The 12,144-nt window shown below is 46.2% G+C and carries 11 protein-coding genes; 1 reads left to right on the plus strand and 10 read right to left on the minus strand.

Annotated features, from left to right (window positions below; all coding sequences use genetic code 11):
* Window positions 1-13 precede the first annotated feature (13 nt).
* From QUB14_RS13830 to QUB14_RS13850, 5 genes are all read right to left on the minus strand, one after another.
* Entirely contained in the window at window positions 14-964 is a 951-nt protein-coding gene (locus QUB14_RS13830) for an NAD-dependent epimerase/dehydratase family protein (protein ID WP_333217506.1), read from the minus strand.
* A 186-nt stretch (window positions 965-1,150) separates the two neighbouring features.
* Window positions 1,151-1,525, minus strand: coding sequence for a hypothetical protein (locus QUB14_RS13835; RefSeq protein ID WP_190659115.1), 375 nt, complete (start codon window positions 1,523-1,525; stop codon window positions 1,151-1,153).
* A 148-nt stretch (window positions 1,526-1,673) separates the two neighbouring features.
* A complete protein-coding gene (locus tag QUB14_RS13840) occupies window positions 1,674-3,350 on the minus strand; it encodes an AarF/ABC1/UbiB kinase family protein (RefSeq protein WP_333217507.1) in 1,677 nt (558 codons plus the stop codon).
* A gap of 119 nt (window positions 3,351-3,469) precedes the next feature.
* On the minus strand, window positions 3,470-3,595 hold the full coding sequence (locus QUB14_RS13845; protein WP_333217508.1) for a hypothetical protein: 126 nt from the start codon (window positions 3,593-3,595) through the stop codon (window positions 3,470-3,472).
* Between the two features lie 224 nt (window positions 3,596-3,819).
* The gene (locus QUB14_RS13850; RefSeq protein ID WP_333217509.1) at window positions 3,820-4,977 is read right to left on the minus strand and encodes a DegT/DnrJ/EryC1/StrS family aminotransferase; all 1,158 of its coding nucleotides are present in this window, start codon (window positions 4,975-4,977) and stop codon (window positions 3,820-3,822) included.
* A gap of 127 nt (window positions 4,978-5,104) precedes the next feature.
* Here QUB14_RS13850 and QUB14_RS13855 point away from each other — a divergent pair, with 127 nt between their 5' ends.
* Window positions 5,105-5,884, plus strand: a complete 780-nt coding sequence (locus QUB14_RS13855) for an ABC transporter permease (RefSeq protein WP_006634775.1) — start codon at window positions 5,105-5,107, stop codon at window positions 5,882-5,884.
* 156 nt (window positions 5,885-6,040) lie between these two features.
* Here the strand turns inward: QUB14_RS13855 and QUB14_RS13860 are convergent, their stop codons facing one another.
* The 5 genes from QUB14_RS13860 to QUB14_RS13880 form a co-directional block, all read right to left on the minus strand.
* Window positions 6,041-6,817, minus strand: coding sequence for a hypothetical protein (locus tag QUB14_RS13860; RefSeq protein WP_333217510.1), 777 nt, complete (start codon window positions 6,815-6,817; stop codon window positions 6,041-6,043).
* Complete coding sequence (locus QUB14_RS13865; RefSeq protein WP_333217511.1) at window positions 6,810-7,946, minus strand: AAA family ATPase; 1,137 nt, start codon at window positions 7,944-7,946, stop codon at window positions 6,810-6,812. Before QUB14_RS13865 ends, QUB14_RS13860 begins: the two co-directional genes overlap by 8 nt.
* A 169-nt stretch (window positions 7,947-8,115) precedes the next feature.
* Window positions 8,116-10,005 (minus strand): hypothetical protein, encoded by a 1,890-nt coding sequence (locus QUB14_RS13870; protein WP_333217512.1) that lies wholly within the window; start codon window positions 10,003-10,005, stop codon window positions 8,116-8,118.
* 159 nt (window positions 10,006-10,164) lie between these two features.
* Window positions 10,165-10,839 (minus strand): nitroreductase family protein, encoded by a 675-nt coding sequence (locus tag QUB14_RS13875; protein ID WP_333217513.1) that lies wholly within the window; start codon window positions 10,837-10,839, stop codon window positions 10,165-10,167.
* Between the two features lie 127 nt (window positions 10,840-10,966).
* Complete coding sequence (locus QUB14_RS13880) at window positions 10,967-11,950, minus strand: GntR family transcriptional regulator (RefSeq protein WP_333217514.1); 984 nt, start codon at window positions 11,948-11,950, stop codon at window positions 10,967-10,969.
* Window positions 11,951-12,144: the final 194 nt, after the last annotated feature.

Consider the following 12,144-nt stretch of genomic DNA (forward strand, 5'->3'; position numbering starts at 1 on the left):
CTCTAACTGTACTCTAACTGTACAAAGACTGAATCCACTCCCATTCGTGCCTTAAACCTTCTTCTAAAGCAACCTGCGGCTGATAACCTAAGATTTTCTTGGCTTTAGACACATCCGCGCTAGTGTGCCGCGCGTCTCCCCTCGCAGCTTCAGTAAAATCTATGCGAATAGGTCTATCGACAATTCTCTCTATTGTATCAATAACTTCTTTTAAAACTACCCGACTTCCCCCACCAATATTAAAAACTTCCCCTGCAGCTTCTGGAACCTCAGCCGCCGCTAAATTCGCCGCAACGCAATCGCTGATAAACGTAAAATCCCGCGTTTGCAATCCGTCGCCGAAAATTGAAATCGCCTCATCAAACAAAATCGACTTAAAAAACTTGTGAAAAGCCATATCCGGGCGCTGTCTCGGCCCGTAAACAGTAAAATAGCGCAGCGAAGTAGTCGGAAGGCCAAAATTTTTGTAATAAAGCCCGCACAAACGTTCACCGGCTAATTTCGTAATTCCGTAGGGAGAAACCGGCTGCGGACAAGCATTTTCATTCGTGGGAAAAGATTCAGCATTGCCGTAAATTGAAGAAGAAGAAGCATAGACAAACTTTTGCAATCTTGGCGCATCTTTTGCCGCTTCTAACAATACTTGAGTGCTGTTAATATTGCGTTCGGTATAGCTGCGAAAACCGTCGCCCCAGCTAGCACGAACACCTGCTTGCGCCGCCTGATGAAATATTACCTTAACATCGGATAAAAGCGATCGCCAATTTTGAGACAAAATATCGCCTTCCACCAATTCAAAACCCGGATACTTTTCAAATCGTGCAATATTCTTGCGCTTGAGATCCGGATCGTAATAATCGTTGAACTCATCAACACCGATCACCGTCTCGCCTCGATTTAAAAGAGTTTCTACTAAGTTAGATCCAATAAATCCCGCCGCACCCGTAACAAGTAAAATACTCATTCGATTTTAGATTTTAGATTTTAGATTTTAAAACTTTTACACAAATTATTGCATAAGTTGTCTTCTTTTTCTTTCTCTTCCTCTGCGTTCTCTGCGTTCTCTGCGGTTCAAAAAGCATCAAATATGATAATCTTAGAGAACTATCAACCCCCTTCCTTCTGATAAAAAGAGGTTGATAGTTAACTTTCATTGTTCAAAAGAATCCAGATCCAGCGCTTGGGAACCTCCGCGTTCTAACTCGATCAAAAGCTTACCTAGCTGAGTCCAAACTAGCCAGCCCGTGAGTAGCGTCAGTGGCAAAGCTAGGGCATAAGAAAGTAGTTTTGGGAAGCCAAAAATCTCCATCCCCGAAGCTAAAAATACGCAAATACCGCCCGCCATTCCCAGAAAAGGCATCTGCAATGGCAGCCCTTGCAGGTTAGCCAAAGTGCTAGTAGAACGATTTTTAGACCACAGTTGTACGGATTGTTTGAGAGTTGCTTCAAATGCTACACCGGAGGCGATACCTGCTAGCAGTCCAGCCGACATTAAAAAATAGGGAGGTTCTGGAAAATAATACACGAATAATTCCTTAATTTGGGTAATTGAGAATTGGGAATTGGGAGTGAGTAATTGAGAATTGGGAATTGGGAATCGGTAAAAGTAGAATTATTTTTCTTTCTTCTTCCCTCTTCCTTCTTCCTTCTTCCCTCTTCCTTCTTCCTTCTAATTAAAACTGAGTTAGCGCCGCTGCTCCTGCTGTGGAAAACTCCGTCAAAGCGCCTAGAGCAACGTTGAACAGGCGACTGGGCTGCAAATCTTCCTTGACTAAGTTCCACAGGCTGCGAACTTCTTCGGTGTGGAGCCGATCGTCCTCAATCAAAGCTAACATTAGCTGGCGTCTCAAAAACGACCCTTCCTCTGACAGCAAAAATTGCAAGCCTAGTTGTGCTGTGGGTAGCAAGTCGAAACTGCGATCGGATCGGGCGATCGCGATCATGTCCTCCAACCTGTTCCACTGGAATTTGCCATCCTTGAATAATACCTCAATCAGACGCCGCCGCAGAGCCGGAGATTCTCCGTTCAACAAACGCCGCGCTACATAAGGATACGCCACCTCGACTATCTTGAAATTGGGATTCAGCGTCAGGGCCAAACCTTCTTCTGTCACCAGAGAGCGAATAATTAAGGCAAATTTCGCCGGCACCCGGAAAGGATAATCGTACATCAACTCCGAAAACTGGTCTGTAATCGTCTTGAAGTTAAAATCTGACACCTTTTCGCCGACGATATCACCTAATACAGATTCCAACGCCGGAACGATCGGCATAATATCTGTATCTGGTGTCAAAAAGCCCAGTTTGACAAAATCCTTAGCTAACTCTAAGTAATCTTTGTTGATTAAGTGAACGACAGAATCAACCAAAGTTTCTTTAGTTGTTTCTTCCATCTGATCCATCATCCCAAAATCAATGTAAGCCATGCGGCCGTCCGCTAAGGCAAACAGATTTCCAGGATGGGGGTCAGCGTGAAAAAATCCGTGTTCCAGCAACTGTCGCAAACCGCTGCGGACTCCAACTTCAATTAAACTATCGGTATCCAAACCTGCGGCTTTAACACGTTCTATATCTGTCAGCTTGATGCCCTCAATCCATTCGAGAGTGAGAACGCAGTTGGAAGTATAGCGCCAGTAAATGCTCGGAACTTTTACTGTCGGGTCGTCGGCAAAATTTGTAGCAAATTTCTCGGCGTTCCGTCCTTCATTGAGATAATCAATTTCCTCGAACAATTTGATACCGAATTCATCGACTATTAAACAAAGGTCGTGACCGAGATTCAGCGGCAACAAGGGGCCCAACCATCCAGCGGCCCAGCGCATTAAATAAAGATCCAGGCTCAAAACTGGCAGCAAATTCGGTCGCTGAACCTTGACTGCTACTGCTTCGCCGGTGAGGAGGCGAGCTCGGTAGACTTGACCGAGACTTGCCGCGGCGACAGGTTCGGGAGAGATTTCGCTGTAGGTTTCGCTAATTTTGCGATCGAGTTCCGCTTCAATAATCTCGAAAGCGCGCACGGAGTCAAACGGCGGCAATTGATCCTGAAGTTTGATCAATTCTTCGAGAAAGTCTTTGCGGATCAAATCCGGTCTGGTAGAAAGGGCTTGGCCGACTTTAATGAAAGTGGGGCCCAAGCGAGTGAGTATTTGTCGCAGGTGGGCGGCCCGTTCCGGCTGGTGTGCTGCGACTTCGTGCTGCCAACTGTCCCACAGCATCCCCAGAACGAAGCCTGCAAAAGACCAAATAACGGTAATTGCGCGCCAAATTGCTTTCCAAGGACGGTTGCGGTAATACTGAGCGATCGCTTGTGGATCGTAGCGTCTAGCCTGAGTGAATTGATACTGAGGCACTCGTTTATTTTCCTCTTATATTCTGAAAATTACAGGTTAAATTGAGAATTGGGCATCGGGCATCGGGCATCGGGCATCGGGCATCAGGCATCGGGCATCGGGGATTGAAAGTCGAAAGTTTAAACATTCTTTATTCTTCCTTCTTCCTTGTTTTTACCTTGAGCGAAGCCGAAGGGCCTTCTTCCTTCTTCCCTCTTCCCTCTTCCCTCTTCCTTCTTCCCTCTTCCTTCTTCCTTCTTCATCATTGACCGATCGCATTGCAAGGTTTAGGCGAGCGGAAAATGCACCCGTTCGAGGCGGATTGCTAGCCTAAATTTGTTTCTTTTCATTAAATATAGTACATAAAAGTACAAGTGATCGGTCAAAATACTTAACGGCTCTCCCTGAACCCTGCACATTCTCACAACACTGCAACCCTGCAATTCTTTTCTCCTGCTGCGTTTCGCTCGCTTATGCCATCGCGCCAAAGCTACCGGATGCGATCGGCCTTTGCCAAGCAATCTTTCAGCCCATAAATCGTCCGCTCTTGTTGATCCCTCGACAGTTCCGGAAACATCGGCAAAGACAAGACTTCGCGACAAACTTGCTCAGCCTTTGGCAACTGACCTGCAGAATAGCCCAAAGATTTGTAAACAGGTTGCAGGTGCAAAGGTAACGGATAGTAAACCATCGAACCGATGCCGCATTCCTGCAACTGAGCCCGCATCCAATCTCGAAAATCGCCAGAGGGATTTTGCGCGTCTTCTGGACTTGTCAGCCGGATCGTGTATTGATTCCAAACTCCTTTTGCTTCCGGCAATTCTTTGGGGACGGCAACTCCGGGCACGCGGGAGAGAAATTCGCTGTAAAGTGTCGCTTTCTCCTGCCGCTGCGCGTTCCAACTGTCGAGATACCGCAATTTAATGCTGAGAATCACTGCTTGCAGGGCATCTAAACGGCTGTTGTACCCGATTTCTTCGTAGAAATACCTAGAAGACTGTCCGTGTTCTTTGAGCATTCGCATCGAAGCTGCGAGGGCAGGATCGTTTGTCGTCACCGCCCCACCGTCACCGCAAGCGCCTAAATTTTTGGTCGGATAAAAACTGAAGCAACCGACATGGCCGATGCTGCCGACTTTTCGAGACTGCCACTGGGCCCCGACAGACTGGGCGCAATCTTCAATTACGGCTAAATTGTGTCGAGTCGCAATTTCCATCAACCGAGTCATGTCTACTGGTTGGCCGAAGATGTGCACTGGCATAATTGCCTTGGTTTTTTCAGTAATTGCCGCTTCGAGGAGCTCGACATCCATATTAAAAGTCCCGCTGTCAATATCAACAAACACGGGAGTTGCGCCGACGGCGCTAATTGTCTCAGCCGAAGCAAAAAAGGTAAAAGGAGTGGTAATCACTTCATCGCCGGGGCCAATTTTGAGAGCTCGCAATGCCAAAATCAGCGCATCCGTGCCGGAGTTACAGCCCACGCACTCGGAAACTCCAGTGTAGTCGGCGAACTCTCGTTCAAAACTCTTCACGGTCGGGCCGCCTACGTAGCCGCCAGAGGCAAGCACTTTTTGCACCGCAGCGGTTATCTCGTCGCCAATCTGCGCGTATTGGCGGGTTAAGTCGAGGGGGGGAACATTATTCACTCTTCACACCATAAATTTCAAGCATTATCAAAGCAAATTCTTGCAGCAAAACTGTTTCTCAGAAACCTTTATTGCAATATCTTATATTTGGACAGGCAAACAATCACATTATCGAAAGGGTGGGCCGGTGTTAATTGAGCTAGATTTTACAGATTTGGGTTGGGCTTTGGGGATGGTGGCGATCGCGATCGGGCTTTCGGCGTGGCAGGGATTGGGGTTGGAGGGGGCGATCGCGATCGCGGCGGGGCGCACCCTGATCCAGCTAATCTTAGTCGGATACGTGCTCGCAGTCGTATTTGACCCCGAGGGAAAAAATCCTTGGCTGGTTTTAGCAGTTTTAGCAATCATGCTGACAACAGCTAGCATGGTTGCCAGCAACCGCATCAGCAAAAAAATCAAGAACTTACTGCCCTTAGTTTGGGGTTCAATTTTTATCAGTACGGCCTTGACTCTCGCCTATACAAACTTGCTAATTTTGCAACCTGACCCTTGGTACGAACCGCAATACCTGATTCCTTTAGCGGGTATGATTTTGGGCAATGCCATGAACTCCGGGGCGATCGCCGGCGAAAGACTTGTCAGTACAGTTAATAGCAGTCAGTTAGAAATAGAAACCCATTTAAGTTTAGGTTCGACGCCGCAGCAAGCAGTAAAGCAGTACCGCAAAGATGCGATCAAAGCTGGATTAATCCCGCTCTTAAATACAATGACAGTGGTAGGAATCGTAACTTTACCGGGAATGATGACAGGTCAAATGCTGAGCGGTGTCAGTCCTCTTGATGCAGCATCTTACCAGATTTTGATTATGTTTGTGTTAGCGCTGGCAACTGTAATCGCAACTCTGCTGTTGACTGAGGGATTGTCCCGGAAGTTTTTTAATCAAGATGCACAATTGATAAAATGGTAATTGGGAATTGGTAATTGTAGATGTAAATTGATTATGATTACCGAGGGGCGGGTTCACCAATATCTCCCACACAAATGATAAATATCATAAACCCGCCCGTGACTTTATCGACCACAAAATCCGGTCGGGGCAGGTTTAGGGAATATCGGGCTGATCTTACTCAGCAGATCCAATGATTGGAATTAATCGTTCCTCGATTTCATCCATATAGTCTGTTAACCCTGTATTAACACCGTTTTTTCGTAGATATTCCAGACTCGTCTCTTCCCAGCACTGTTGTTCGCGATCCATCTTGCCACCTGTTAGCTTTTCGACAACAACTTTAGGATTTCTAATACGATCGGGTTCTTTCCATGAGTTAGAGCGTAATTTGTGTGACTCATTACAAGGATTAAACGTCAATTGGGTTGTTATCTCTTGAAGAATTTGTTCTTCCTCTTGATTAGAGGGAATAAACCCATTCAAGACCCAGGCTTCCCGCATTCTGTCGGCTGTACCAATAATAATTTCTAATTTAGGTTGTCGATTGATGTGTTCAGAACGTGCTTGCTCAATACCTTCTCTTCGCTGAGGTTGATTGTCTAAATCCCGGATCAGGAGAACAGCTTTAATCTGTCGTGTTTTTTGAATAAATCGTACTAAATTCAGAATTTTTATAGCTGCTGCACCATCAGCTTTTAATGCTCCATCTTTACCATGACCTAAATACCTTGGTGGACGGAATCCTAAGCTTTGTTGCAAATTCTCTATAATTTGATTAATATCTTGCCAACAGGAATGTTCTGTATTTTCTTGTAAGCCACTCCAACGAAATAAATACTGAAGCTGTCCAGGTTCTAACCAATCAATTTTCTCCACAAAAAGGCGATCGGCTAATTTAGTAGCGGTTCTTGCATCTGCGCTACTTTCCACAATCACCACAAACTCAATCATTGATTTCTCCTGCAACCACCCAATCTTCTCCCTCCGCATCCCAGAACTCTCCGGTGGTTAAAGTTTGTTTGGCCCATTCGACATCAGGATGTTCATCTAAGCGTTTGCAACGAGTCACACCAGAATTGTTGTTACTTAATACATGAACTTGAGAAGGAATAAGTTCATCCACAATGTAAGGAGAATGGGTAGAAAAAATAATTTGCAGATTGGGGTTGTCTTGAAGAATTTCCTTGAAAACAGCGATTAATTCTCGTTGCGCTTTTGGATGGAGTCCCTGTTCAACATCATCTAGTAACACTAAATTAGGTTGATTGGGATTCATCAAAACAGTCAGTAATCCGAGAGCGAGCATTGTGCCTTCGCTAATGGCATGCGCTGGAATACGCTTACCAGTATTCATGTCTAGGACAACTTCTTGCCCTGTCATTTCCTGACTTTCTTCGTAGGGGATAGATTTGCCGCCGACTTCGATTAAGCGTTGGCGATTTACGATAACCTTAGCTCTCCTTACCCCTAATTTTTGTACGCCAGGGACAATTTTTTGCAACATTTCTTCTAAATATTGAAATTGTTCTGGAGCCTCTTCACGAAGATAGTCTAAGGTAGGTGCTAAGCCTGAACCATCGAACTTAATGCGCGGGGTAATTGCATCGCTGTAAGCTGCTTTAGAAAGATTAGTAGCTACTAGCTTAAGATGAACTGAGTGTCTCAAAGATTTAGGAAGTCGATAGGGAGCAGCGCCTAGTGAATGTGACCATCCTTGCAGATTTCCAGCTGCTCGACCCACTTTCCATGATGCTATCGGAAACCAAGGAGGATTAACTTTTTGTTGCTGCCAGTTATAGGAAGCTTCCCAATCAGCCCGAGGATTGTCTCCCGAATAACCACTTGCAGTAACAGACATATTATCTTGCCCAATTGTTGTAATAAATTGAGGCGCTCTTTCATGCTGAAAAATATTTTCAAATGATGAATTAACAAGCCTACTGAGATAATGCAATGCTTGCAACACTGATGTTTTACCAGAACTGTTTTGTCCTACGAGTGCGTGTAGGCGTGAATTATCAAAATTAAGTTCTGTATCTTGATGACTTTTGAAGTTATGAAGTTTGACCTTTTCTAGCATTTGATTGCTAATATTATTTTATACAGTTTGATTGCCGAAATTGTAGTGTGTGTTCGGATGTTCTAAGTTGTTGGCGCGCATCTAATTTTAACAATCCTGTTTCTTGAAACAATGAGTGGGGCGTTGCTCATAGCCCGCCCCAAAAACTAAAATTAAATGCCGTAACAGCTTACTTCGGTTCGTGACTCCCAATCCGCTGGCCTTCGCCATCGTACACCTGCATCGGGATTTTGGCGTTTTCGGCGATCGCCTCCAAAGCTTTTTGCAATGTTTGAACGTGCTTTTCTACAGCTTGACGAGTCTTAGTAGCATTGTTGTTGTTTGCTTGGATGAAAGTTTGTTGCAGTTTCTGCACGTAACCTGGAGTCATCTGCACCGCAATCAAATCTTTGCTAACAGTATAGTCGCAAATCTTGGGGTTGCCTTTACAAGTTCTATCTAAATCGGTGCGGGCTTTTTGCAGGTTTCTTTCTTCCTGCAACCTTACTTCTGCTTGCTGCAAGGAAGTTTTGTAGGAAGCGATCAGCGGTTGGGCTTTCTCGGAAAATGAAGTTGCCGCCGGCACTTGCTCCGCGTAACTCAAAGCTCTCCGCCAGTATTCAGATGCTTTAAACCAGGCGTTTTTGCCTTCAAAAATTTGAGCTTCCGCTGCTAAAGTCACAGCTTGAGTATACGCATTTTCGGAAATTCCTTCGACATTTTTGCGCTCGCGAGCTTCTGAAAGTTTGGTTTCGTATTTGGGAACTAGCAGTTTAGCTTGTTGGTAAGATGTCGTGCTCGTGGGAATTGCTGATAGGATGTCTAGGGCTTCTTCCCAACCTGATTGCACTTGATCCCAAGTCTCGGCTGTGTGAGCTACTGCTTCGCGAGCTTCTGCTATTTGGGCTGTACTTTTGGCGGCGAGCAGGGTTTTTTCGGCTTGTTTCTCTGTGCTTAACTGCCGATTTCCAGTTGCTAAATTTTTCCGGTATTCTTTTGACTTTTTCTGAGCAAAGGGATAAGCTGGGCTGTCTGGGGGGATTTCTGCGAGTTCGGCGATCGCACTTTGCCACAGAGCTTGCGCTTCCTGGCCGTCCTCCGCAGAATAAGGCGGATTTTGGGTTTTCTGGGCTGCTGACTGTGCGAGGCGCCCTGCATCGATCGCAGAGTTTAAATTCTGATTTTGCTTCCGGTAGTTTTCCAGGGCGCTTTGAGCTTCACCGCGATGAATTGACCAAGAGGGAATCGGTTCCAAAAGGGCGATCGCCTGTTTTAACTGTCGCTGCGATTCTTGGGGGCTGTTGGCAACTTTGGACGTTTTCAGAGTCTTCGTCGAATTCTCGCTCAACTGTTTCGCCTCAGCTAATGCAGTACATTCTCCGATGACGCAGGGGCGGCTCAGCATATAATAACCGCCTGCCAAAATTAGCGCCGCCATGCTGACCATTCCTGCTGCAGCCAGCATCGCAAACGGTGAATGCTTGGGTTTTTGGGCAACTGTTACCGCTTCCATATCCAGCGGATTGAAGGGATTGTCTCCAATATCTGCCGGGATTGCAGCTACCCTAAAGGCGATCGGATCGGAATTGCTGGAACTCTCAGACAAATTGGGGAAATATTGTTCATCCCACGCATCTTTCCCATCGGTTTCTAACGGTATCTCCTCCTCTACATCCGCCGTCTGGGTCGCATTTTCTGTTAAGACTATCCCGGTTTCTTCTGCGGGGCTATTCTCGGTTTTTTTGAACACCTGCACTGTTTTGGGTCTTGACAAAACAGGGTTGTGCATGGTAAAAGAATGGAAAGCATAAGGCTGTTTTTGCCCGGTAATTTTTAGGCAAAGTCCAATCTGTTGAATAGATTCTGGTTCTATTTCGAGAATTGCTGCTTCTAGCACCGCAAAAGTCGGTTTGGCTTTGAGAACTAAACTGCGCGGGTGTTCTCCCACAACCGTTAAAGATTCATCTCGAAAATCGCAACTAATATAAAGAGGTAATTTTTTAAATCCGGCTGCTTGCAAGTGCTGCTGCAACTTTACTTCTAGAATTTGTGCGTTGCTTTGTCGCGTTGCTACTGTCATATTTTCTCCTCTGTCCGATCTCACCACTTTCGATTTTAGATTGTGAATTTTAGGTTTTAGATTGCAGAACTGTCGGGATTTTTGATTGGTTTGAACTTTGGCACCGATTCATTCCAAATCTTAACTCTTAAAATTCAAGTTGCCACAAAATCTTAACTCTCAAATCTCAGCTTGCAAAGCCTGCCCATAACTTTCGCTGTAATAAACTTGAGTCACGTCAAAACGTCCGCCATATTGTTTGAAAGGTTCTGCGGCATAACCAAGTGGCAGCAAACAGCAAACATCTACTTCTTCGGGAATTTGAAAGGCTTCTTTCACCTTAGCGCTGACAAAACCTTCCATCGGACAACTGTCTACCCCAAAACTTTTAGCTGCAATCATTAAGTGGGCTACTGCGAGCATTGTATGTCTGTTTGTCCAAGCTTCTAGTGAGTCGAAGCAGGGACGGTTATCGAACAATTGCGGGATTGCTTGTCGCATATAACCGACTAAGTTGTCATTCATTGCCCCTGTGGTTTTGCCCAATTCGATGACGGCTTCGGTGTTTTCGGGCCTGGCGGCGCGTCGATCGCCACAACAGATTAATACTGTTGGGGCTTCTACCACTTGGCGCTGATCGAAGGCGCAAGTTTTTAATTTTTCTTTGCTGGCTGGGTCTTGAAGTACGATAAACCGCCAAGGCTGCAAGTTGTAACCAGAGGGCGATCGCACTCCCAATCGCAAAATCTCTGCCAATATTGCTGGGGGAATCGGATCGGGTTTGAAACTGCGCGCGGCGCGGCGGCTTTCGATCGCGGTTTTAACATTAATTGAAGGTTGGATTTCAATTGTCATGGGTAATTGGTAATTGGGGATTGGGCATTGGGCATTGGGCATTGGGCATTGGGCATTGGGATTGGTAACTGAAAAAAGTTGGATTGTTTTCTTCCTTCTTCCCTCTTCCTTCTGCCTTCTTCCTTCGTCATCCCAAGCCCAACTCGCGCTTGAGCAAATTAATTGACTTAGATCCGATGTAATTTTCGGAGCATATCAGTTGCGGGGGACGAATAATATCTTCTCTAGCCGCATTGATGGCAGCTTTTACTGTAGCAAAACTCGGTTGGTCGCAAAAAATTGTTCTGGCCGATCGCACGATCGAGTTAATCTTGTACTCGTCTGACACCAAGGCCGTCATCACCAGCAAATCCTCTCCCCGGATGCTGTGGATGATGACTTCGGTCGATCGTAGCATTCCCGGACTCAGGCTGACGAGACCCAAATAACTGTCTTTCGGCAAACCCCCGACTAACTGGATTTCCTGGCTGTAGTCGTAGATGTCTACCGGAATAACTCGCACAGAACGCGGTGCCGAAATCGATTCTGCTTCTCCGATAAAATACCGACTCGTGATCACAGTTCCCGAAGAGATTTGATCCAAAAAAGTACCTAGCTGTTCCATCGGCACTAACTGTATGGGAATGCGAAGAGCTTGTTCGAGTTCTTTCGCCATCAGTTCACCCACGCCGATGTCTTCTGTGGGGGCTGTGACGACCACGCGGGCGCTGCACCTGAGCCGCCAGTCAATTTCGGCCAAAAGTAATTCCCTCGCTTGGTTGAGCGTACAGCCCTGTCCCAGCAGTTGATCGATACTTCCTTGCACTATTTTATTGGCAAGGGGATATTCTTCGAGGATCGGAGATTTGAGTTTGTTGCCGCCTTCGTTGCCTAGGGCGCGGACGTAAATGCCCGATCCTGCTTGGGCTTCTACGAGTCCGGTATTTTCGAGCTGTCGGTATACTTTGCTGATGGTGTTGCGGTGCAAACCCGTCTGCATGGCTAGCTGTCTGGTGCTGGGCAAGCGGTGTCCGGGCGGAAATTGTCGCGAGGCGATCGCAAACCTGATTTGATTGAATAGTTGGGTGGATGCTGGAATATCGCTATCGGTTTGAATATGAAATTGAACCATTATTAAAGGCTCCGACGACTTCAACTTAGTATTTTTATAACGTCGAGTACCGCGCCTAGGATTGCTCGGATATCTCTGTCTATAGCATAATCTTATTTGGCCGATCTGCTGCAGCCGTTCTGCCACAGGACGATCGCGCCGAAGAGGCGATTAATCGCAGCCTCGGGAGTTTCCCTCAACAATTAGGTACATTC

Source organism: Microcoleus sp. B3-D2 (assembly GCF_036705345.1).
Lineage (GTDB): Bacteria > Cyanobacteriota > Cyanobacteriia > Cyanobacteriales > Microcoleaceae > Microcoleus.

What these genes read in the sequence shown, in the direction of transcription:
- QUB14_RS13870 (WP_333217512.1), bottom strand. Translation starts at nt 10,005, where the DNA reads ATGACAGTAGCAACGCGACAAAGCAACGCACAAATTCTAGAAGTAAAG.
- QUB14_RS13830 (WP_333217506.1), bottom strand. Translation starts at nt 964, where the DNA reads ATGAGTATTTTACTTGTTACGGGTGCGGCGGGATTTATTGGATCTAAC.
- QUB14_RS13880 (WP_333217514.1), bottom strand. Translation starts at nt 11,950, where the DNA reads ATGGTTCAATTTCATATTCAAACCGATAGCGATATTCCAGCATCCACC.
- QUB14_RS13865 (WP_333217511.1), bottom strand. Translation starts at nt 7,946, where the DNA reads ATGCTAGAAAAGGTCAAACTTCATAACTTCAAAAGTCATCAAGATACA.
- QUB14_RS13845 (WP_333217508.1), bottom strand. Translation starts at nt 3,595, where the DNA reads ATGATGAAGAAGGAAGAAGGAAGAGGGAAGAAGGAAGAGGGAAGAGGG.
- QUB14_RS13860 (WP_333217510.1), bottom strand. Translation starts at nt 6,817, where the DNA reads ATGATTGAGTTTGTGGTGATTGTGGAAAGTAGCGCAGATGCAAGAACC.
- QUB14_RS13875 (WP_333217513.1), bottom strand. Translation starts at nt 10,839, where the DNA reads ATGACAATTGAAATCCAACCTTCAATTAATGTTAAAACCGCGATCGAA.